At 46.2% G+C, this 21,688-nt stretch carries 17 protein-coding genes and 1 CRISPR repeat array; of the genes, 2 read left to right on the top strand and 15 right to left on the bottom strand.

All coding sequences use genetic code 11. The features are described from left to right. Positions 1-69: 69 nt before the first annotated feature. The 12 genes from ABT56_RS17665 to cas1f form a co-directional block, all read right to left on the bottom strand. Complete coding sequence (locus tag ABT56_RS17665; RefSeq protein ID WP_084722376.1) at positions 70-954, bottom strand: DMT family transporter; 885 nt, start codon at positions 952-954, stop codon at positions 70-72. Positions 955-1,106: 152 nt separating this feature from the next. Next, the gene (gene cdd, locus ABT56_RS17660) at positions 1,107-1,994 is read right to left on the bottom strand and encodes a cytidine deaminase (RefSeq protein WP_047880232.1); all 888 of its coding nucleotides are present in this window, start codon (positions 1,992-1,994) and stop codon (positions 1,107-1,109) included. 212 nt (positions 1,995-2,206) lie between these two features. After that, complete coding sequence (locus ABT56_RS17655; RefSeq protein ID WP_205626101.1) at positions 2,207-2,884, bottom strand: CidB/LrgB family autolysis modulator; 678 nt, start codon at positions 2,882-2,884, stop codon at positions 2,207-2,209. Then, complete coding sequence (locus ABT56_RS17650; protein WP_047880230.1) at positions 2,884-3,225, bottom strand: CidA/LrgA family protein; 342 nt, start codon at positions 3,223-3,225, stop codon at positions 2,884-2,886. Before ABT56_RS17650 ends, ABT56_RS17655 begins: the two co-directional genes overlap by 1 nt. A 142-nt stretch (positions 3,226-3,367) precedes the next feature. Further along, positions 3,368-3,910, bottom strand: coding sequence for a hypothetical protein (locus ABT56_RS17645; protein ID WP_047880229.1), 543 nt, complete (start codon positions 3,908-3,910; stop codon positions 3,368-3,370). A gap of 330 nt (positions 3,911-4,240) precedes the next feature. Then, complete coding sequence (gene sbcB, locus ABT56_RS17640; RefSeq protein WP_047880228.1) at positions 4,241-5,665, bottom strand: exodeoxyribonuclease I; 1,425 nt, start codon at positions 5,663-5,665, stop codon at positions 4,241-4,243. Between the two features lie 147 nt (positions 5,666-5,812). After that, positions 5,813-7,762: direct repeats of the CRISPR family, unit length 28 nt; unit sequence TTTCTAAGCTGCCTGTGCGGCAGTGAAG. A 137-nt stretch (positions 7,763-7,899) separates the two neighbouring features. Further along, positions 7,900-8,457, bottom strand: coding sequence for a type I-F CRISPR-associated endoribonuclease Cas6/Csy4 (gene cas6f / locus ABT56_RS17635; RefSeq protein ID WP_240478348.1), 558 nt, complete (start codon positions 8,455-8,457; stop codon positions 7,900-7,902). Then, a complete protein-coding gene (gene csy3 / locus ABT56_RS17630; RefSeq protein ID WP_047880226.1) occupies positions 8,457-9,440 on the bottom strand; it encodes a type I-F CRISPR-associated protein Csy3 in 984 nt (327 codons plus the stop codon). The genes cas6f and csy3 overlap by 1 nt, the downstream gene beginning before the upstream one ends. A gap of 10 nt (positions 9,441-9,450) precedes the next feature. After that, on the bottom strand, positions 9,451-10,383 hold the full coding sequence (gene csy2 / locus ABT56_RS17625; RefSeq protein WP_047880225.1) for a type I-F CRISPR-associated protein Csy2: 933 nt from the start codon (positions 10,381-10,383) through the stop codon (positions 9,451-9,453). Beyond that, positions 10,383-11,687, bottom strand: coding sequence for a type I-F CRISPR-associated protein Csy1 (gene csy1, locus ABT56_RS17620; protein ID WP_047880224.1), 1,305 nt, complete (start codon positions 11,685-11,687; stop codon positions 10,383-10,385). Before csy1 ends, csy2 begins: the two co-directional genes overlap by 1 nt. A 28-nt stretch (positions 11,688-11,715) precedes the next feature. Further along, the gene (cas3f, locus tag ABT56_RS17615) at positions 11,716-15,030 is read right to left on the bottom strand and encodes a type I-F CRISPR-associated helicase Cas3f (RefSeq protein ID WP_047880223.1); all 3,315 of its coding nucleotides are present in this window, start codon (positions 15,028-15,030) and stop codon (positions 11,716-11,718) included. Between the two features lie 13 nt (positions 15,031-15,043). Further along, complete coding sequence (cas1f, locus tag ABT56_RS17610) at positions 15,044-16,018, bottom strand: type I-F CRISPR-associated endonuclease Cas1f (protein ID WP_047880222.1); 975 nt, start codon at positions 16,016-16,018, stop codon at positions 15,044-15,046. Between the two features lie 728 nt (positions 16,019-16,746). Here cas1f and ABT56_RS17605 point away from each other — a divergent pair. Both ABT56_RS17605 and ABT56_RS17600 read left to right on the top strand, forming a co-directional pair. Beyond that, positions 16,747-17,490 (top strand): zinc-dependent peptidase, encoded by a 744-nt coding sequence (locus tag ABT56_RS17605; protein WP_047880221.1) that lies wholly within the window; start codon positions 16,747-16,749, stop codon positions 17,488-17,490. A 508-nt stretch (positions 17,491-17,998) separates the two neighbouring features. Further along, complete coding sequence (locus ABT56_RS17600) at positions 17,999-18,682, top strand: serine protease family protein (protein WP_047880220.1); 684 nt, start codon at positions 17,999-18,001, stop codon at positions 18,680-18,682. 55 nt (positions 18,683-18,737) lie between these two features. Here the strand turns inward: ABT56_RS17600 and dcuC are convergent, their stop codons facing one another. The 3 genes from dcuC to cspE (ABT56_RS17585) form a co-directional block, all read right to left on the bottom strand. After that, positions 18,738-20,117, bottom strand: coding sequence for a C4-dicarboxylate transporter DcuC (dcuC, locus tag ABT56_RS17595; RefSeq protein ID WP_047880219.1), 1,380 nt, complete (start codon positions 20,115-20,117; stop codon positions 18,738-18,740). 401 nt (positions 20,118-20,518) lie between these two features. Then, positions 20,519-20,728 (bottom strand): transcription antiterminator/RNA stability regulator CspE, encoded by a 210-nt coding sequence (gene cspE / locus ABT56_RS17590; protein WP_047880218.1) that lies wholly within the window; start codon positions 20,726-20,728, stop codon positions 20,519-20,521. Positions 20,729-21,264: 536 nt separating this feature from the next. Next, positions 21,265-21,474 carry a transcription antiterminator/RNA stability regulator CspE gene (gene cspE, locus ABT56_RS17585; RefSeq protein WP_047880217.1) on the bottom strand — a complete coding sequence of 70 codons (210 nt, stop codon included), beginning with the start codon at positions 21,472-21,474 and terminating at the stop codon, positions 21,265-21,267. Between the last annotated feature and the right edge of the window lie 214 nt (positions 21,475-21,688).

Below are 21,688 nucleotides of genomic sequence, written 5' to 3'. Positions count from 1 at the left end.
TCGAAGGGATGCTGTCGTGAGGATAAGACGCTCCCCGTTGGGTGGGGAGCGTGGAATAAAAATAACAGGTTAGCTGAGCTTGGGCTTTTTGCTTTCCCACTGGGTGATGAAGGCAACAGACAAAATGATAATCGCTGCACCAAGCCACAAGCGACCTGGTGGAACCCAGCCGAATACCAGCCAGCCCGCCAGCACATTAAGGGGCAGCTTGGCATGGTCAAATGGCTGAACAAATGAGGCGTCAGCCACGGCATAGGCTTTGGCAATCGCCCATTGGGCCAGTGCTGTTAGTAGGCCTGCGGCAATGAGCAGCCCCCAGCTCAATCCGCCTTGTGGCATGACGAAGTCAGGTAGCGCAAGGAAGATATTAAAAGGCGTAATGAGGATTAGCAGGTACACCACGATTGTTGTCGGAGAATCGTGCGCCGACATCTTCTTAACCATCAGCGAGTAGCTTGCCCAGAAAAAAGCAGCGCCAACTGGCAATAGGGTTGCCCAGGTAAAACCATCAGCCCACGGTTCCAGAATGATCATTGCCCCGGCAAAACCGGTCAAGGTTGCGATCCAGCGGGCTGTGCCGACTTTCTCTTTAAGAAACAGGCCAGAGCCAATGGTGGCAAACAGTGGTGATGTCATCAGCAGGGCTATACCTTGCCAGATGGGTACCGGATAGGCCAGTGCCCAGAGCCAGAGCTGAATACCAATTACCGATAGGAAAACCCGAAAGCAGTGCATCCCAAAATGGTCGGTACGCAGTGCATTACGTAACCCTAGGCTTCTTAACCAAGGAAAGATCGCAATAAGAGCAATAAAGTATTGGATAAGCGCAACGGTGGTAGACGGTAGGCCGTAGTGGATGCTGGCGTATTGGGCTAGGCTATTGACGATAGCAAACGCCAGCCCCGAGGTGAGCATCCAGCTCGCTCCTTGGAGCGGGTTGTGTTGATGTGACATGAAAAGCATTCTTTATAGTAAAACTCGAAAAATCATACTCCTGCTTTGGACTATCACAAACAGCTTTCGTGACAGCGTGACTTGGCAGGTATAAAAAAACCGCCTATTGGCGGTTTTTTTAGCGAAATTGTCAGCGTAAATCCATTGATGGCTTAAGCCGCCACATAGGTTAGCGGAATATCTGGGTTTAGCGCTTCAAGGGTGGCCTGAGTGTTGGACAGGTGGCTGATTGTGCTATCTGCTTTTTCAACCAGTGCTGCTTCTTCAAGTTCTGACAGGGCATAGCCAGCCATGTTCATGTTGATCAATGCAACTTGTAGTGGAGGCAGGCTAGGGTTGAATGCCGCGTTCTCGGCATACATACCAGCGAAGATACGGCCGTCTTTCGCTTTAACGGCCACGCCGCTGAAGTTCTTGGTGTATGGCGCATGGGCACGGTTAGCCGCACTGCAGGCTTCCTGTACCAACGATTCGGTCGCTTCGGTGGTCATACCGTGATTAACCTGAGTCATCAGTGCATCGCTAATGTTTAGATCCGCAGGGCCAAAAGATTCAGGTAGGTATTCTTGTAGTGTTTTTGCCGCACGTTCAGGCAACTGCACAATTAGCTCTTTCGCTGTTGTCAATTCGTTCATGAACTGACGGCAGTGACCGCATGGGCTGTAGTTGATGGTGATATCTCGGATGCCTGTTTCACCTTTTACCCAAGCGTGGCTGATAGCAGATTGCTCGGCATGGACGGAATGAGAAAGGCAGGTACCAACAAATTCCATGTTAGCACCGAAATACAATGTACCAGAATGGCCGCGAGCAATTGCACCAACAAAGAAGTTTGAAATAGGTGCAACAGAATAGGCCGCGGCAAGAGGAAGTAGGGCAACACGAAGTTCACTGTCTGTCATTTGTGTTTTGGCCATTAGTTGCTCGAACACGTCAGAACTTAGGGTTGCATCAAAATTATCGGCTGTCACAACGGGTTTAAGTGCTGCTGCCAAATCTACAGGTAAAGCGCCTAAAGCATCCATTACTTTAGTGTGCATGAGTGAATACTCCGTCTTGTGTATGGAGAAACATTGTAGGCTGCTTGCTAAGAATCTTGTGTGATCTACATCACACAAATATCCTTGTTGTTGCAGTCATTACACTTATGGGAGTCGGGTCACACAACAAATAAAAACCTAGCTTAATAAAATCAGTACATTAGGTTTGTATTCGATTACCTGCACATTTGGCAACATTCATAGACCAAGGGTTAGCCAAACAGATACATGATCACGGGCAATAGCAAAGGGGCCAGAATAGAAGTGATAACCCCACAGATAACCAGAGCCAGAGAACTAAATGCACCTTCTTGGAAATCTTCTTCGGCTGCCTTGGCTGTACCGAGTGCGTGAGAGACCGTTCCCATGGTTAATCCTTTGGCAATGGGTGCCTCAATACGTAATAGCCTAAATAGAGGATAGCCTAATACCGCGCCGAATAACCCGGCAATAATCACCATGATAGCTGCCACAGAAGGAACGCCGCCCACTTGCTCCGCAACGGCCATTGCAATCGGTGTTGTGACCGATTTTGGCAAAATAGAGGCGGTAAGCTGGCTGTCTGCCCCCATCATTACGGCAATACCGGCCCCAGTGACCATCGACAAGATGCTGCCGATTAGGCAAACCGAAAAAATGACCTTCCACTTTTGTCGAATTTGGCTGAGTTGTTCGTAAAGCGGGAATGCCAAGGCAACCACTGCTGGTTCGAGCAGGGCATTGATCCATTTGTTTTGTTCAAAATAGGTTTCGTAAGGCACTTTTAACCATATCAACAGGGGAATGATTACCAAAAGGCTAATCAACAAAGGGTTGACGATAGGGTTCTGTAATCGCTGTGCAATGTAGCGGGCTGTATAGAAGACAACCAGCGTTGTAACGAGCCAGATCATTGCTTTTCCTTATAGTGGGTTGCGATACCCAATGCGGCAAATACCACCAAGCTGCTGCCAAGGGTGCTTAAGAGGATGATCAGGGTATTGGCCTGAAGCAAATCGAGATAGTTCATCAGTCCGACTCCGACAGGAACGAACAGTAACGCCATATGGCGGATCAATAAGTGACAGCCGGGCATTGCCCAATTTGCAGGGAGCAATCCCATAGAGAGGATAGTGAACAAGATCAGCATGCCGATGATACTGCCGGGGATCGCAAGACCAGTGAGGAACTGAATGCCTTTCCCTGCCATGAGGCATGCAAAGATGATGAGGAAAGAACGTAGGTAAGCCATAAACCCTTCATGATTAGCGTAGGATTGATTTATCATACAAAATAAATGTGATCAAAACCACACTTTATTGGCGGTTAAATTCGCGAAAAAATGGCGTTTAAAACCTTGGTTGCGGCGTTATGGTGAGGCTGCGGGTAGGTATTCAGTTGAATGAGGCGTAGATAACGGCAGCACCGGCAATAGTGAGGATCACCACAGATATTTTATGCATGATGCTATGGTTAACGATGTTTTCTGCTGGAGACTTTTTGGGAGAGGTCGAGTTTGAGGGCGAGGTGGGTGAGACGGGTTTTGCGGGAAGTGCGTTAACGGTCTTGCTCTCATGGATAATTCGGCAGGTTTTCACCGGCAGCGGAACTCGAAAGCCATAGTGGCGGATCACATCGATAGGAATAACCACCTTGTTGCCGCGTGTTAGCTTTTGTTGCAGAGAATGGCACAGCGTATTGAGATCATACTGGTTATTGTGGTCATCCTCGTAAGGATCGATTTGAGTGAAGGTTTTATGATACAGCGGCTCGGCATTAATCACCTCGCCAGCACTTAAGCACAAGGTTTCCAACAGACGTGACTCATGCACAGTAAGCGGAGTTTCGGTTTTGTCGTTCCATATCAACAAGCGCATGTCGGGTACAAAGTCGACATGGGTAAAGCGAAAACAGCGGGTCAGTGTTTTTGTCGTCATGGTTTCCACTCAAAACAACTACGCAGTTGTGCAGTAAGAGATGCGATCCAGCCAAAGAGCTTCCATGCCGACACGTTGTAAAAGTGCTTCGGTTCAATAGGCTACAAGTATTTATCCCAGCTATCCATGCCCAATGACTGCTTGTGATTGGCATTATTGATAAATAACTTGATTAGATAAAGTGTGAAACGGGGCGTCTGTTTTTGCAACTTGCGCTATGGTGAATGTGTCTCAGAAAAAAGCCCCAAAGTGCTTGGTCGGCTTCGGGGCTCATATCATAATGACGGTTTAACTGATTTATAAACGGTTCAGTTGATATTTTTCTGCAACTTACACCAGTGTGGCCACGTAGTCGTATACCGCTTTTAGGATTTTCATCTTGCGCTCATCGCTTTGGTTGTCCATCGCTATGGCTTCAAGGTTCTGCATGTAGCGCGACAGTTTCTCCTCGAAATAGTCCTGGCAGTAATGCTTCCATTGCTGTTGCTCTTTGTAATCGAGCGTCATAGGGAAGTTGCGGGCACGGTAGCGGAACAGTAGCGGTTTGATGCGCTCATCGCTTACATTCAGTTCCAGCTTGCCCAGTTCTTCAGGCGGTGTCTGCAAGATAATGTTCATGGTGGCACGATCAGCATACGAGAAGAACCCGCTGTAAAGCATCGCATCAACATTGTTGTCGTTGTTGAACTCGCGCTCTTGGCTGTATATCGCCTGCAGTTTTTCGCGCACTTCTGGGTGTGCCTTCAATACAGCGAGGTTTTTCAGGCAGGCTTCACGGTCGATACCCAGGCGGGCCGCATCTTCTGCGCGCAGGGTTTTCGCCGGGGCCAGTACCGGGCACTTGTTAAGGTGGATCAGCTTGAGCGGAACAGGTAACTCATCAGGCCCAAGGTCAATACGTTTGGTATACAGGCGCTCGCGCAGCTCATCGGCCGACAGCTCGATAAGCGGGGTAGGATCCATCGCAAGGTTAACCGCAATAACAGCATTCTTGTTTTCTGGATGCCATTCCATCGGCACAATCCAGCTGGTGTTGCCGCAATCAACACCGAACATGCCCGATACGTGCATCAGCGGGGTCAGGTTGACCACGTCGATAAGCTCTTGCAGCTTGCGCTTGTTGCGCAGGGTGAAGAAATAGTCGAACAGTTTTGGCTGGTTTTGTTTGATTTGTTTCGCCAATTCGATAGTGGCATACACATCGGCCATTGCATCGTGGGCGTTGGCGTGTTCAATACCGTTGGCTACCGAGAGCTTTTCCAGCTTGAAGCTTGGTTTGCCGTCTTCGTTGAGGGGCCACTCAAGCCCTTCTGGGCGCAGCGCATAGCAGGTACGCATGATATCGAGCAGATCCCAGCGCGAGTTGCCGTTTTGCCAGCTCCACGCGTAAGGGTCGATGAAATTGCGGTACAGCGAATAGCGGGTGACTTCATCATCGAAGCGCACGTTGTTATAACCAATTACACAGGTATTGGGCTTAGATAACTCTGCATGAATAAGGGCCATGAATTCGTGCTCGGGCAAGCCTTTTTCATGGGCTTCCTGCGGGGTGATCCCTGTAATCAGGCATGCTTCCGGCGAGGGTAGATAGTCTACCGGCGGTTTGCAGTAAATCACCAAAGGCTCGCCAATGATGTTCATATCCATATCGGTGCGAACACCGGCAAACTGGCAAGGACGGTCAAGTGCCGGGTTGGCACCGAAGGTTTCGTAGTCTAGCCAGAAAAGGGTTGGTTGATTGTCGTTGTTGCTCATGATCTTGTTCACATGCAGTCACTGCTCATTGTTGGCAATGATAACAGAGAATTAGCGGTAATGCGGATAAAATAAGGATAAGACAGTGTTACTGTAGTGGCTGCCTGTACGGCAGTGAAGGCCCACGGGAAGGGAACTGTTAATAAAACTTTAATCTGCCTGTGCGGCAGTGAAGGCGGATGTGAACATGCCAGTAGATGCGCTCCATTTCTAAGCTGCCTGTGCGGCAGTGAAGGATCTCAACCATGCAACAGCCTCGATCAGCTCTTTCTAAGCTGCCTGTGCGGCAGTGAAGTTTCTTGGTTGTTGAGTTATAGAACAAGCGAGTTTCTAAGCTGCCTGTGCGGCAGTGAAGCACCATGACCATGAAATCTCCTAGACCCCCGTTTTCTAAGCTGCCTGTGCGGCAGTGAAGATAAATCTATTTCGAAAGATATTCCGGTTTCTTTTCTAAGCTGCCTGTGCGGCAGTGAAGATTTGCCCTTCGATGTATTGCTTTTGCTTGGTTTTCTAAGCTGCCTGTGCGGCAGTGAAGGCCAACCACTCTCGGCGAGCCATACAGCGCTTTTTCTAAGCTGCCTGTGCGGCAGTGAAGCTGAGGGTTCGGAGGATGGCAATGTGGAGTCATTTCTAAGCTGCCTGTGCGGCAGTGAAGTAACTACATTCAGGGCACCGCGTGCCGCTGGTTTTCTAAGCTGCCTGTGCGGCAGTGAAGGCCGTGACCGCCAAGGCAAAAGGGGCCATCACTTTCTAAGCTGCCTGTGCGGCAGTGAAGTTTAGCTGTAGCAATGAGCATCAAACCATATTGTTTCTAAGCTGCCTGTGCGGCAGTGAAGCTGCAAGAGAATCATTTGCTTTATCCAACTCTTTTCTAAGCTGCCTGTGCGGCAGTGAAGTCATTCTACTGGTCGAATTGTTAGATGGCTTGGTTTCTAAGCTGCCTGTGCGGCAGTGAAGTTGCCAAGGATTCGCTAATCGTCCAGCAAGTTTTTCTAAGCTGCCTGTGCGGCAGTGAAGACAATCTGCCCACCGCGCGATGCTCGCTGACCTTTCTAAGCTGCCTGTGCGGCAGTGAAGGTTGCAAGTCGCTTTTCTAATGATGAAAATAATTTCTAAGCTGCCTGTGCGGCAGTGAAGGATTAGTTTTAATAAGTTGCCTTCTGATTTGATTTCTAAGCTGCCTGTGCGGCAGTGAAGCTATATAAAAGATGAACCTCAAGCGGAACCTTTTTCTAAGCTGCCTGTGCGGCAGTGAAGGATGAGGGAAAACTCCTTCATCAATGGGGTAATTTCTAAGCTGCCTGTGCGGCAGTGAAGAAACGCCCTTATCAGTTTGCCAACCACGTTGATTTCTAAGCTGCCTGTGCGGCAGTGAAGATCGACAACAAGGTTATTCAATGGGTTTTCAGTTTCTAAGCTGCCTGTGCGGCAGTGAAGTGCGCAGCTCTTTCTGCATAGCATCCTCTACTTTTCTAAGCTGCCTGTGCGGCAGTGAAGACTAGAAGTTGGCTTATTAGCCGTAGATTGTGTTTCTAAGCTGCCTGTGCGGCAGTGAAGCCTCGTGTTTTTGAGCATTTGCCACAATCTACTTTCTAAGCTGCCTGTGCGGCAGTGAAGTTGTTTATGCCGTTGCAAGTCGCTTTTCTGATTTTCTAAGCTGCCTGTGCGGCAGTGAAGATAAACTAAATCGAGTGGCTCGTGCCTAGCATTTTCTAAGCTGCCTGTGCGGCAGTGAAGATAGAAGCACTAATTTTGCGGCAACAAAGCCATTTCTAAGCTGCCTGTGCGGCAGTGAAGCTTTTGAGGATTTTGAGCCATATTTGCCTGATTTTCTAAGCTGCCTGTGCGGCAGTGAAGACCCCACCCAATGACCCCCGTATTACGCATCGTTTCTAAGCTGCCTGTGCGGCAGTGAAGGGCAGCCTGTTGATTTGTCTGTTCTTGATGCATTTCTAAGCTGCCTGTGCGGCAGTGAAGGTCCAGTTGCCCCAAGAGTGGTATCCCATGCCTTTCTAAGCTGCCTGTGCGGCAGTGAAGCGGTTTTGGGGTCGTTTTGCCCTTTCCTGCTATTTCTAAGCTGCCTGTGCGGCAGTGAAGCGTTGATAATATCGTTGAAAGCCTTGTTGTTAAAGAGCGAAATGTCGATTTGAAATAAAAACCCTATTTTTAAAGCCATCTACACATAACTTTAAAATCAATAATTTATGAGTATCGAGAAAAATAGGGTCTAAAGGTTAGAACCAAGGAATGGTTGCCTGACGGCTTAATCCATAACTGGAGTATTCGCCATCTATTGCTTGTTGAGTGATATCACCGTGCCTTACATAAATGCGCATCACATTTTTGTTTGACTGGCTTTGTAGTTGTAAGTAAGGCAATGCTAATTGAGGTTGCTTTGAGTCTGGAATGCTGTGTCGGGCTTCCTCTTCTGTTAACCAGCCTTTTGCAATTGAGCGTTTACGCAAGTTCTGCGGGCTTTTCTTTTGTACCCGAGAGACGGTTCGGTAACCTTTTACTTCGCTAGGAACAGGCAAAATATCACCCACGATGGTGTAATCCCTGAGTCCTTTTAGCCAGGATTGTGCCATTAATTGATTTAAATGCTGCTGTGTTCCATGAAGGCGTAACACATCCCCCAATATGCGACCATGCTTGGGAAAGCTCACTGCGATTAAGCCATTGCATGTTTGCGCCATAGCTCGGTGAAACTTGGAAAACAAGTTGTTCATTAACGCAGGCGTACTGATTTCGCTGTCAGGTTCTACCTGAATATCAAGATAGCAATCCATCATTACTCTCCGAATACGCCGCCGCGAATTAACATAGCCATAAGATAATGCTGTTCACTCAGCTCTGGCGTTTTATCTTTGATCATCCAATTGTCTAAAATTGTATAAAAATCAGTTTTGTCTTTTGGTTTGCGATAGGCAACCCCGCGGTTGGTGACACTGCCATAAGGTTCAATTGCGATTGGGCCAAACTCATCACCTTGCGGATACCACGTGTCGATAGTACGCACCGCATTGCCAATTTTTTGTGAATGCATGGCCGCTTGCCCACCAAGTTGGTATAGGTATTTGCTTTTCTTATCGCCACCATTCATTACTAATTCTTGTGATGGAAACACGGTTTGCGCACCACCCAATTGTACGAAGGCATCAATGGTTAGTAGGGTTGCTTTTTCGCCTAATAGGCCTTGTTCTATAACCGAAGTGATTTCAGCTAATTTATTGCAATCATGGCTGAATGATTTTAGCGATAGTGCGAGGGCATCGAAAATCCATTGTTGGTCGTGGTGACTCACATGAACTTCTATTTGTTCAGCGCCTACACGGTTACGCCATAGGAATCGTCCATTGGCGAGGTTGGTTGCGTACCTTTTTGCTAGTTCTTTAAACCCATTTTCCTGTACATATGTTTTGATATGCTCTGCTAAGGTGGCTTGGTATTCAGGGTTATTACAGGTAGATGGTTGAGCTAAGTCGCCCAATACGCGAAGTGTGAATGTGATTTTTAAGGTGTCGGCATCAAAAGGCAATGCGGCGTTGTCGACCGTTTGTAGGTTGGCTTTTTCAACTTCGGCATCAATTTTACTGGCTTTCGCGCCTTTTAGTCGGTTTGAAATAGTGCCGCGTACCGATTTTTCGGTAACCTGAATGGCCGTCCAATCGGCTTTGTTGTGACGGTTTTCCCAGTTGCCAGAGAACATAACGGCATCTGAACAGGCGAGTTTGGATTCAAAAGCCAATACGGAAGGGGTGGTTAATTTAGTCATTGTTATATCCTTAAAAGTCTAAATCTAATTCGATGTCATCGTTTTCTGTCGTTAGCTCAACAGGTTGTTGAGTACGACAGACATAAAAAGGGGCTTGATAGTGGTATTGCCACAGGATGTCTTGCAGCGAATGCAGCTTGCTGGGTGCACCTATCCACTCACCAATGCTATGAACTGCTTCAACAAAACTGACGGGGGTGTCGCTGTCTCTCACATTTGCCACGTCACCTGCGTTATAGGTTGGGGCGATTTGCTTGTAGCCAATTTGAATGGGTACTAGATAGCCTTTAGGTTTGGCAACCTGTTGCCACTTCACTTTTTCGTCATCATCCGACACATGTTCATCGGTGGCTTCAAATTTCAGGGCTGAAAAATCTAACCAATTTTCGAGAGGATTGGCAGATTGGGTATTTTTCTCGGCTAATAGGTCAGAGCGTTCAACCAGCATGAAACCAGGTAGTAACGGGCGTAAAATCGCCTTATGGCAATCTTTTTTGGCAAGGTAGCAATCATCAATAGCGTCGATTCGCCCGCCTGCGAGTTTGTGCTTTTCAGCCAATGCCTTAATGGTGTGACATTGTTCGTTTTCAATGTGCTCACTGACGATATTGATGCCTTGCGCTTTAATGACCAAAGAGACGGTTAAGTGCATTCGTCCTTCTTCGTTAATGGGGGCGGTTTTTCCTTCCTTGGTTAACGGGTTGCGAGTCAGCGCGAAGGAATAGGGCTCGTAAATAGATTCTCGGTACGCATGCACTTGGTGCTGGTGGCAGATAATGCCGACATCGTCTAAGCGGATGTTATGATTTTGCTGCAATTTACGCGACAGAGCATGCACAAACCCAAGAAAATGGGTAACGGCCGGAAAACCATAGGTAAAACCGGCAATGGCATTGGCGTTGCTAATGCGGATGTTTTTTAAGATAAGGTATTGGTCGGCCATCAGCTTATTTCCTGTAGCGCTTGTTTGAAGGCGTCTTGCCATTGTGTGACTTCGATTGCACCTAACGATAACTCGTTGTTTGCAATGTGGTTCACGCTAGCGACTATCCACTGGCCAAACATCGTGGCTATTTCTTGCTGCCACTGGTCATCATGTACATCCCATTGAGGATGGTTAGGGTCGAGCCAACGACGCTGAGCGAGTGGTAATTCAGTGGCATTATTGCTCCATCCTGTAGGTAACTGTTGCCATTGCGCCACTTTGCTGATGATGTGGTCGACCGTTTCATCCACGAGCTGGGAAACTCGGTTGCGAATGCGTACGTTACTATCAGCATGTTGCTGGTTCACTTTGATCAGAAATGCGGTGAGTTGTTTAATTGGCATTCTGGTTGCGTAACGGACCTCTGGATGGGTGAAGATGTTACCGCTCATCACTGGTGCTTTAAGCTGGGCTTGCCATTGAGGTGGGCGGGTTGAAAAGAGGTAATTACGCCCGCCACGCCCAGAGTTCAACTGAGAGACATTTTGGGGTTTTGAACCACCTGCGATAGTCAGGGCTAGATTGGGATAGGCCACGACCGGTTTGTCATGATAACGCTGTTTCTTGCGGGCTTCTCTCGCGGCAACCATGTCTTGGCTAAAGCGGCTATGAGTTACTTCTTGGTAGAGAGCCTGAGAAAGTGATGACGAAAACAAGGGGGCGAGTAGGTGATACTCGGCATTTCCGATAGGGAAATAGACTTGCTTACTGAGTGAATGGCTACTTGGTGTGGCATCTTGCAGCGCTTGCTTTAAGCCGCTTGCCCACTCACTTAATTGGGTGTCGCTGTGCGTCAAGTCTTTTAACGGCGTTATGTCGTCACGTTTTAAATACTCAAGCAAAGACTGGCCGTTATCATCTGTGAGCTGTAATAGGCGAGCAACATCAAGCGCCGCTGCGTTGCCTACGGCATCGACCGCAGGGAAAGGCAGTGAGGCTGTGTCGAGGTAGCGAACATCGTGACCAAGATCGGAGGCCAGTATATTGGTGCCTTTGGCCGAACTATGGGTAAACTTTACCGCGTGAGTCACCATGCTGATTTGCGCGGCTCTTTTGGCGGCGCTGTCTAACCAGTTAGACAGTGTGAAATCTTGCGTCAGCTTTTCTCGTTTTGTCGCATATTGGGCTTCGACATCATCTGCGCTTTCGCTTGATACCGCCTTGGCTCGCTCTTTTTCATATTCTTTATCAAGGGTGTCTCGCTTGGTTTGAAAGCGATCTTCAATAAAGGCTTTTATGTTGTGGGCTAATGTCTCTGGCATGCATCCTCCCTGTTAAAATTGAATTTGCTCAAATGTCTTTTCCTCTAAAAATGCCCAATACAGGGTGGTAGCGCCAAGGCAAACCTAATTCGTTGTCGTTGAGCGTTCGTAGACTCACGCTGGCAAACTTAAGGCAGGTATCGGCAAGGCTTAAATCATGTTGTTCAGATAGCTTTTCGACCACATTGGGTAATGCGATCTCTCCCCAAACAGAGACTGAATTGGCTATAAGCAGGTTTTCAAATGGCACAAATCCGGCAGATGGTATCAGGCTATTACTGGCGTTATCCCACTGCTGAAAGGTCAGTTCACCGTCTAATTCTTCTAGCATGCAAATGTAATCAATGGAGGGCATGCTTTTCCTAAAGGGGGTCTGTTTTTGAAATTCGGCAAACAAGTGCGCTTTGGTGTGGCTGTACCACGGTTTTACGGTATCGCGGAGCGATAGGTTTATAGCTAAGTGCTCAAGTTCAATAAATCCGCAGGCTTTTTTATTTGGGGCTAACAGGTGCGTTGGTTCTATAAACCGCGGGGTTGAACTGATTTCATGCAAAGAGTTAATGTCTAATTGCTTGCATAAATCGAGGCTGGAAAGTTGCAAGCAGGGTGCTTCATCGCCTGCTTTGTTGAGCCTAAAAGATTGCTTGCTTTCATAGCCCGGCTTTATGTAAGCGACGTTATCGCCACCTTTAAGCGCCTTTATATTCTTATTTAGCACCAGAATGTTGGTGTGTTTAGGCGCAATACGTCGATGTCGTTGTACTCGTCCTGCTAGTTGAATGATCGATCGCATTGAGCTGGGTTCGACGATGGCCCAATCGTAATCATGATCGCGGCCAACTTCTGCGACTGGCGTTGCCAAAACGACAAAAACATGGTGTTGCTCAGGGTATGCTACAAGCAAGCGTTGTATTTTTTCATGCTTAATGATGCCCTGAAGATCATCTCGATCTCGCTGTAACAGCGAGTCTAATTCTTGTTCAATTTTAGATCGGATAGCCAAAGGATGATGGCTGTGGTAAACGCAATAGTGAATGCGAGTATCCGGCGGGGGGGATGCGGCAAACAATCGTGTGGCAACTGCAACTAGTGGTTCAATATTCGCCATACGAACAATACCAGCCGAAACGGTTTTACCTTGGGATTTTGGTTGTTCAGAGATTGTTTTGTGCTCGGCGGCAAGCTGGATGATACCTTGTAGGACGGTTTCTGAGAAATGGTTAATGACATTCTGTTCGGCCGCGGGAGATGTGGCAATAGGAAGCCAGTCGCCTCGGTGTAGATGTTCAGGTTTTTGTGCCAATTTAGCTTGTCTTACAGAGGTAAACTCGTTGTGGCTTGTTCTGAAATCAGTGGCATTTATAGCCTCTGCTGATTTCACACCAAATTCATCAAACCATGCACATGAAACGGGTACATGCAGCTGTTGGCCAACGACCTGGTTGTATTGCTCGCGTCCACTTTGGTAACAAGCAAATAGGTACGTGACCAATGCGGGGGGAAGGGTGGCAGAGGAGAGCAGTACCCGTGAACCCAGTAGACCGGCAAAATACACCAGCCGTGAAAGGGCGGGGTCATCCTCTAGCGAGAAATCATCCGGTTCATCTAAGACCAAGTCACTGGTTAATAGGCGTAGCATCGGCGCGATTTGTTGACCGCCAGTTACCCCTTCCGAAACAGGAATGATGTGGTCGATAGTACTGATAGATAGTGGTGCGCTCACTAGATTATGTATTGCACTGCGCTCTTTCAACCAGCGATGCAAATAGTGGTTATCGACCTCACCGTCATAGCGAACGTATTCGTGCTCGGGGAAAAACGTTTCTGACTCGCTACCTGACGTTATGATCTGCGCTTGCTCTTCAATTTTAGCTATGTGTTTCTGGCTATAGAAGAGTTCTTTTACCGCTTGTGAACCAATGTGAACGGCGATGTCGTCGCTATCTAATGTCAGTCGTTGCTGTAAAGCATCCCCAGTCTGCAATGTTAGTGTTCTTAGTCCTAGCGCGACACTAAACCGACAACCATGCTGAGAGTTTGAAAGACCATACATGATACGTGCATTGGCGAAGGTTTTTCCTTGGCCGGTGGATGCCATGTTGATCCCAAAGAAACCTTGATGTTCGGTGTGTTCTGCAATGCTACATGCGCAATCATAGGCTTTATCTTGCCAGCGAAATTTATTCACCGTACTGCGACGTTTAAACCCTTTGTGGTTGGTGATCGCAGGCATGATAGATCGAAGCTTGGGAAGGGTTCGCACGAGTCGGTAGGCATTGTGTGCAACCCCTACACAGTGCTCGTCGAGTTGTTGCTTTAATTTGCCTGACTCTCTATCGGTATTAGCAAAGGCATGGTATTCCCGGTCTTGCCAATGGGCTGATGCCTCGCCAGATGAATAAGTGTGGTCTGCCAGCATTAATGCCATGCGTGCAGTGTGCAGAGGAAAGGCTTTATTTAATGATGCGTATTCAGTGAGGTTGGTTTGATTAAGGGCGCGCAGTGATAGTTCTTTGGCTTTGCTACGCCATTTAAAACTGCGCATAGGGGTGCCAAAAGGGAAAGTGATGTTGTCAATTTTCTCTTGTTCAGAGAATTTATCACTATGATGATTCAGCGCATTCCAATTGGCATCAAGCCCATCTAACCAACTGTCAACATTAGTCAAATCTTGTGTGGTACGAAGGTTTTTGGGTAATCTGTGGTGTGAAAGAATTAGCCATGCGACACATTGCGCCAAAGGAGCCTGTGAAAGCAAGTTAAAATTAACGCTGGCTTCGGGGTTGCAGTGTTCGATGAGATGCTTGTCATCGGTATCTGATAGTTGGGTGAGATGCTGCAGCCACTCATGATCCGGCCTACCTGCAACAAAGTTAATGAACAGTTGGCATGACAACCACTCATGGCGATAAGGTTCAAATCCTTTGCCTTTTTTGAGTTTTTGCTGAAATAGCTTATTGCCTTTGCCGAAATCATGAAAGAGCCCAGCAAGACCTGCCATTATGGCGGATGCCTGAATGCTGTTGAGGGTACTTTCATCTCTGCTGCGCAGAATGTCACGCTGGGTGGTATTGGTCGGTACTGTACCGTCGCGATTGAATTTTCTGCGGTTACCTACAATCCATAGTAATTCCGTTTGGTTTTTTCCTCGCACCCAATGGCACGCAACGGCGGTATTACGCCTTGCTGTTTTCTTTAATAGTGTTCTGAGTGTTTTTAGCCCTTCGTAGGTAATCGGTGTTTGCCACGTTCGGTGGCCTTTGCGTTCAGCAAATTGGTCAAGTACCCTGCGGGTTTCCGGTAGGGCTTGTTTACTGCATTCTGACACTAATAAAATATTCATCGCGATGGTTTCACTATTTGTTTTGCGCCAAGGCCGATGCCGTGTTTTGTAACGTGTCTATCATTACGTCTAATGCATGGGCCGAGCGAAATTTATTCAAGCATCGCTGGCGGAATTCTGTTTCGTCGTCTCCTTCCATCGCGGCAATAAATGCTTGCGGCAATATTAATGCGTCTTTAATAATATCGGCGACATCAAATACCAATCCACCGCGCCGGGTTTTACCGTGTAATACGGCCAGCCCATGCGGTAATCCAATCACCCAACATGCGGTTGCGGCTAAACCATAGGCAAGGTAGTTGCCATGATCTAAAAACCGGTTGGCAATATCGGTGCTATTGCCGCGTTCAGAGCGGGTGAAGTCACCATAGTGTGTGGCATTGCAGGCGAGTTTATACAGTGTCTTGGTGGTCGTTGCTTCAAGAGACAAGAGATCTTGGGTCGATGTACAAGTTTGTATGTTGTCTTCAAAACGGGTTAGGGCACTATCCAGTTGTTCTTTGGATAGTGAAAACAATTCATTTTTTATGTTGGCCGATAGCCAGTGTTTTCGTATTTGCTTAATACGTTCCAATTGAAAACGTTTGGCTGCCTCTACTCGCTTTTCATCATCAAACCAGAAGCTGACCCATTGCTGGAGATACTCGGTAGGACGATATTCAGACTGAGGAAGTAGCCAAGAAACATCAACTTGTACTTCATTGCCTGCATAGAGTGGTGTGCCACCACCCCCACAAAAACCAACGAGCACGCCGGCTTTCGCGAGTTCACGCATCGCAGCTTGGGTAATTGATGTACCTGTACCCAGCATAATCGCCGTAGTATTGGCGATGGGGATATTCCAGTATAGGCTTTCTTTGCCTTGATCGGTGACATATTCCACACGACCAGCATTGACTAAAACTCGGCAATGTTGCAAATAGTAAAGATTCGCACGTTTTGAGTGGAGAATTGTTTTTAGTTCACTGGGCTTGAATGTATTCGCCATCGTTTGTTCCCTAAACGGGGTATCGGTTTATGATTGGTAATCTAATATTAAATATGATTTTTGTCCTGAAATATAAGGTTTTTTTTGATCGCGTTCAGATAATTACATAACAGATGATAAAAAATAATTATATTTTTAATGGTGTTTATGTAAAGGCGATTGTGTTGATTAAAAGGATTTTTTAGTTGTTGTGTGTTCTCTATCAGAATTGAATCATAAGTGATGATATATCCAACTAAAGAGTTGCTGATGAAGTGTGAGATTTTATGTTTAATAATATTATAAAATGGTTGATGCTGTTGCCTTGATGGTAATCAACGGCGGTTGTGTTGTATAAAATGATCAAATAAAAATTAAAGTAGTTTACCACAATAAATTAACTCTTGTTGTGCATAGTATAATGTTGAATCTGTGATTTGATTTATTCGTTTCCTAAAGACTTATTTTCCTAATCTCACGAAGGATTAAACTCGTTTGAGGTCTAGAAGTATCTTCAATTGGCTTTCGCCTATCATAGAGATGGATAATACAGTAGCTAGAAAATTTGTTAGTTGGGTCTTTCGTGGCGAGTAGCCAAGGTTCTTGAGCTTACTTTTTATGAATAGCTTGCGTTGTTAAGTACTTTTGATTTTTGGGCGACTTTGTTGTCAAAGCCTGTTTAAGCTACTGTTTGTACACGGCGGCTTTTTTATTATTATTGAGTTCCCAACGCGATAGGACACCACAATATGTTTTTCGGTTTTGGCAAACGTAAAGAGAAAGGCAGGGCAGCCCCTCGATTTGAGAATGTACATGCTATTTTGTGCCGTTCGATGGCATTGTACCCATACTTTTCAGACCAGCAGCAACAGGTGATCTGCCAGTTCGTGAATGGCTTTTACGACGGTAAAACAGTGTTGGTTAGCCCCGAGATAGAAGTAGAGGATCATGAAACGCTATTGGTTGTGATTGCCGCCAATGCCGCATTGGTTGGTGCGGCACAGCAGACGAATTTTTTCTCCTCTGTTAAATGGCTCCATATCTGTGCCGATGACTTGCCCGTCGATGGTGATGCTTATGAGTCTTCAACAGTAAGGTTGTGTGCTTGGCCCTGTTTAGAGGAATCGTTTGAGATCCTTGAAGGTCATAATCTGGTTGTTCATGAATTTGCCCATGTTCTTGATCACCTGTTTGGCCTTTCGGGAAGTACTCCGGCGCTTTGCGCAGGATACGAGAACTATCTGGATAATATTGAAAAGCAGCAGGATGATGCCATTGCTGATTGTGCGACACCGCCCGGAGAGCGAGGGGACACCTTATATGGTTATGATGATGCCTCTTTTCATCCGCCTGAGGAGTACTTTGCTGTCTTGTCTGAGTTGTTTTTCACCAATCCGTCAGCGATTTTAAACGACTCACCTGAGTTATATCGCGATTTGGTTGCGATTTATGGGTTGGATATGGCGTCACATTTACGTGACACAAACGCGTAACGGCGTAACTATTTGTGTCTCAGTTCTAATACTGAGGTAGAAGAAGCGAAGGGCATAAAATGAATATTGAAAAAGAGGAATGAAGAATTAAAGGTTTCTTGTAAATGGACGCTAAATATAATATTGATATTATCAATAATGAGAATAATCACTTGTTAAGTGGTTTTAACATTAAAAGTTCAACTTATCATTGGGTTATGATTACGATGATTTAATTGGTCTATAACTTATGTATTTCGATAACACCATTTACAAAATTAAATATTCATTCATTGCTTTGCATTTAAATAAAGGTTTTATTCTAAAATTTTGCGACGTTAATACATTCTTTATTTTATAAGATCGATTGCATTTTCAATAATCAGAATATCCCTCCTTGATAAATTTATTTTATCGTCACGATGTATATCTTTTGTTTTTCTGTGCGTTAGACACACTTCTAGTATGCAGGCTTCTGCGGTTCTTGGGCCGTTACAATATTCATTAATAGGTTTATCAAAAAGAAGTCATGTACTGGGTTTTAGCACTGGCGTTGCTGCTAAGTGGATGTGCTAATGGATTGCCAGATATAAACGGAGTTATTCAAAAGGATATACAAGATAGCAATGAAAAAATATTTGTCGGCATTCCGGTTCTATTTAGCTTGGAAGGTACGGCAGCTCGGTTGGATAATCATTGGCTGGTAACGTCGAAACATAATCGACTGATACTGGCTTTAGATGGGAGAGATGTGTATTACCATCCTTACTGCGATATTGCATTAGTGAGAAGTGATGGTAACAGTACTCAGCATGCTGGGGTGGTGTATCCTCATCAGGGTGTGACTCACGTGGGGTATCCTATCGGGTTGCCGCTGTCTTCCAGTAAAGGTGAATACCTTGGGGATGTATATGTGTCCGGTTGGAAAAAATGCCTGATGTCGGCGACGACGGCGCATGTGATGTCGGGAATGTCCGGCGGGGGAATTTACAATGATAAAGAAGAGCTGATAGGTGTGACTCACGGGTTTTCGGTGGGAAATGTAAGTTGGAAGAAAAAGTCTTATTTTCAGCCAGCCATTTTTGTTCCGCTGTATGGTGTGCGTGACTGGTTGCAGACCATTACAGGTAAAGATTACTTTCCGAATCTAGAAGATAGTGTTTTAGAAGAAGCCCAGAGCACGCATATTGCTGATTCCAAATTGTCACCTTAGCAAAAGAAAAGGGCTGCTTTACGCAGCCCTTGATTATTTTATTCGCTGTAAGCCATTAGCTGTATTTGATTACCGCCATGATTAGTACCACGACCATGCTGGTCAGCATAGGGACAGAGGTACGGCGGATAACATCGATTGGCGTGAGGTTGGCCATACCTGAAACGGTAATGATAACCCCGGCCACAGGCGAGATAGTACGGCCGATACCTGCTGCGAATAGAATTGGCACGAGTGGTAGCAGTGGGTTGACGTTAAAGTTAGCGGCAATTTGCGGCACGATAGGGATAAATGCCATCACCGGTGCGTTGCCTGAACCGGTAATGAAAGCGGTTAGCAAGATAAAACCGGAGAATACGATAACGATACCTGCTGGCCCCAAGTCGAACGACTTCGCGGTGTCGATGAGTGCGGTGATCGCACCGATATTCTTCAAACCGGCTGAGAAGAATTCTGCCGCGATCATCAAGGTTAGAACGCTGGCGAAGATCATCCCTGTACCTTTCAGCCAAGCCTCGAAGTTGTCGAATGCACGTTGCAAAGAGCGGAAGCGCAATGCTTCGATAACCACACAGATAGTGATGGTCGACATCATGGCAATCGGGATCGTCATGGTGATGGACTCAAACACCATGCTTGAGAAGCCAAACAGGAACACAAATGGCAATACAGGTAACAGTGCGTAGTAGCCAGGTACCTTGTCGTTGCTGTCATGCTGTTCTTCTAGGGTTTTTAGGAACTTGCCGCGATCTTGGGAAGGATCATAGCCTTCTTTTTTGTCGCAGTGGCGTTGCCATGCAATGTTAACCAACGGAATGCTCACCAGCAGTAGCAGCTGGAAAATAGTCTGATGGTTGATTACAAAGTCCATCACATCGACATTGATGGCATTGGCACCGATTACGGCATTGATTTGCCCCGGGCCATATTCCCATGCGGTAGGGATAACGATTGTCGCGACGGCTGTTTTTGCACTGACCCCGGCATTACGCAGTACTGGATAGAGAGTACCCATCAGTAGCAGCGACAGCGATGTTGCACCAGTAATAAACACATACATGATGGATACAAAAATCAGTACCAGCGCCAGCAGAACATACGGGCTTTTCACGGCCATAACAGGGCGTGAGGTAGATTTAACCAAAGCCTGTGATGCACCGATATGGTTTAGGTAAGTTGACACACCTGCAATCGACACCAATGTTAGGCCGACTTTACCTAATCGGCTGTTGGTGATTTCTGTAAAGCGCTGCCAAAGGTCGAAAAACAACGCACCTTGGGTTTTGCCGTCAGCGAGAACGGGTGTGATATCCGCCACTTGTGCGAAGGCAAGCAGGGCCAGACCTGCTGTGATAAGCGTGGCTTGCGGATTGTATTTCTTAAGCATTGAGTAGGCGACGAGGCCCACGATAAGTAGGGTAAATAAATATTCCATATACTACATTGTCTCCAAAAAAGGCGACGAAATAATGCCTGCAACCTAGTGAATAATATTGATCTAAGGCAATTTAAAAGATTAAAACTGAGTGCATAGTCAATAGTTGCAATGCTTGTCACCATTTTTGATGCCAATTATGGGTTTTTATATCCCGTTTTTAACAAATTTTGACCACTATGGCTAAAGGTTGTTTTAAATGCGTTTGTTTGATTGGTGGCAAATTAACAACCAAGTATGTTAACGCCGTTAGCGAGTGCCAGCATGGTCTGTTATGAATATGATTGGATTTTATCTGAAAGATTCAAGAGGTGCGAAGGAAGGGGAAGGGAGCAAGGATTGGAAATGAAAAAAGGGCGCATTGAATGCACCCTTTTTGAATTTTTACGTTTAAAATCTAATTAGATTTTTTCAACGTTAGCAGCTTGAGGACCTTTCTGGCCTTGCTCGATATCGAATGCTACTTTCTGGCCTTCAGCTAGAGATTTGAAGCCGTCACCAGCGATTGCGCGGAAGTGTACGAATACGTCTGCACCGCCGTTGTCTTGAGTGATGAAACCGAAACCTTTCTCATCGTTGAACCACTTAACGATACCAGTTGCTTTAGACATGTTAGTCTCCTGAATTTATGTGTTAATCGCTTAATGCGCACTTATGCCATCAATAATGAATTACTTATGGACAAAAGATGGTTGAGCTCTTCAGGACGACGCGGTGAACCGGTGTATCGAAGGTTTCTTATCAATTTGTAGCATAAATATGTTGTTGCATTATCGGCGCATCAACATTAGGCCATAGTGAATCCTGAGTGGCAAGCAAATAATGATATTTTTTTTATTTTCTTTAAAAAGTGAGACATAAGTGCGGCTGCGAGGTAACAATTCTTCGCTTTTACAGTGGTTTATCGTAAAAAATGCTCAGGATTTCCTGGGTTCAGATTGACTGTTTTGCCTCAGAATATACCCAACCAATGTGAGGTAACGGGAGCATCATGCGTGATAGGTGTGCGATATGGCGAGGAGGCCGTGTTGGACTCAGCGTTGCGTTGCAAGGGGATGTTTTAGGATTGTGAAATCAGCGAGTAGATGTTGGTATTAAGGCTGTACGTAAAAAGGGCGTTGCCGCCCTTTATTTAGATAGCGAGTGATTAGATTCTTTCGACATTGGCAGCTTGCAGGCCTTTTGGACCTTGCTCAATCTCAAAATTCACTTTTTGCCCTTCGGATAGAGTTTTGAAGCCGTCTCCGGTGATAGAGCGGAAATGAACGAACACATCGGCACCGCCGTTGTCCTGAGTGATAAAGCCGAAACCTTTTTCTTCGTTAAACCACTTAACGGTACCTGTTGCTTTTGACATGGTGTCTCCTGAATTGCTTACATCCTTACAAGTACCAATACTATTCAACACTGGTAACAATTGAATCCCTTTGCTCCAGTTTCACTTGAGAAAGTCTTGCTAGATGAAGCGATTCGTAAATATTGTTGAAACATTGCCAAACACTACTGGTCTCAGTTAAGAGTAGGCAGGCTAATACCATTTGCAAATATAATTATCAGAAAACTGTGTTGCC

Origin of the sequence: Photobacterium aquae (assembly GCF_001029445.1) — a bacterium.
In the GTDB taxonomy this organism is placed as follows: domain Bacteria; phylum Pseudomonadota; class Gammaproteobacteria; order Enterobacterales; family Vibrionaceae; genus Photobacterium; species Photobacterium aquae.
Note: the sequence above shows the minus strand (reverse complement) of the source record. Positions and strands in the feature narration are given on the sequence as shown.

What these genes read in the sequence shown, in the direction of transcription:
- dcuC (WP_047880219.1), bottom strand. Translation starts at nt 20,117, where the DNA reads ATGGAATATTTATTTACCCTACTTATCGTGGGCCTCGTCGCCTACTCA.
- cas6f (WP_240478348.1), bottom strand. Translation starts at nt 8,457, where the DNA reads ATGATGGATTGCTATCTTGATATTCAGGTAGAACCTGACAGCGAAATC.
- ABT56_RS17645 (WP_047880229.1), bottom strand. Translation starts at nt 3,910, where the DNA reads ATGACGACAAAAACACTGACCCGCTGTTTTCGCTTTACCCATGTCGAC.
- ABT56_RS17650 (WP_047880230.1), bottom strand. Translation starts at nt 3,225, where the DNA reads ATGGCTTACCTACGTTCTTTCCTCATCATCTTTGCATGCCTCATGGCA.
- cas1f (WP_047880222.1), bottom strand. Translation starts at nt 16,018, where the DNA reads ATGGCGAATACATTCAAGCCCAGTGAACTAAAAACAATTCTCCACTCA.
- csy1 (WP_047880224.1), bottom strand. Translation starts at nt 11,687, where the DNA reads ATGCCAGAGACATTAGCCCACAACATAAAAGCCTTTATTGAAGATCGC.
- ABT56_RS17600 (WP_047880220.1), top strand. Translation starts at nt 17,999, where the DNA reads ATGTACTGGGTTTTAGCACTGGCGTTGCTGCTAAGTGGATGTGCTAAT.
- csy3 (WP_047880226.1), bottom strand. Translation starts at nt 9,440, where the DNA reads ATGACTAAATTAACCACCCCTTCCGTATTGGCTTTTGAATCCAAACTC.
- csy2 (WP_047880225.1), bottom strand. Translation starts at nt 10,383, where the DNA reads ATGGCCGACCAATACCTTATCTTAAAAAACATCCGCATTAGCAACGCC.
- cdd (WP_047880232.1), bottom strand. Translation starts at nt 1,994, where the DNA reads ATGCACACTAAAGTAATGGATGCTTTAGGCGCTTTACCTGTAGATTTG.
- ABT56_RS17605 (WP_047880221.1), top strand. Translation starts at nt 16,747, where the DNA reads ATGTTTTTCGGTTTTGGCAAACGTAAAGAGAAAGGCAGGGCAGCCCCT.
- cspE (WP_047880218.1), bottom strand. Translation starts at nt 20,728, where the DNA reads ATGTCTAAAGCAACTGGTATCGTTAAGTGGTTCAACGATGAGAAAGGT.
- cas3f (WP_047880223.1), bottom strand. Translation starts at nt 15,030, where the DNA reads ATGAATATTTTATTAGTGTCAGAATGCAGTAAACAAGCCCTACCGGAA.
- cspE (WP_047880217.1), bottom strand. Translation starts at nt 21,474, where the DNA reads ATGTCAAAAGCAACAGGTACCGTTAAGTGGTTTAACGAAGAAAAAGGT.
- ABT56_RS17665 (WP_084722376.1), bottom strand. Translation starts at nt 954, where the DNA reads ATGTCACATCAACACAACCCGCTCCAAGGAGCGAGCTGGATGCTCACC.
- sbcB (WP_047880228.1), bottom strand. Translation starts at nt 5,665, where the DNA reads ATGAGCAACAACGACAATCAACCAACCCTTTTCTGGCTAGACTACGAA.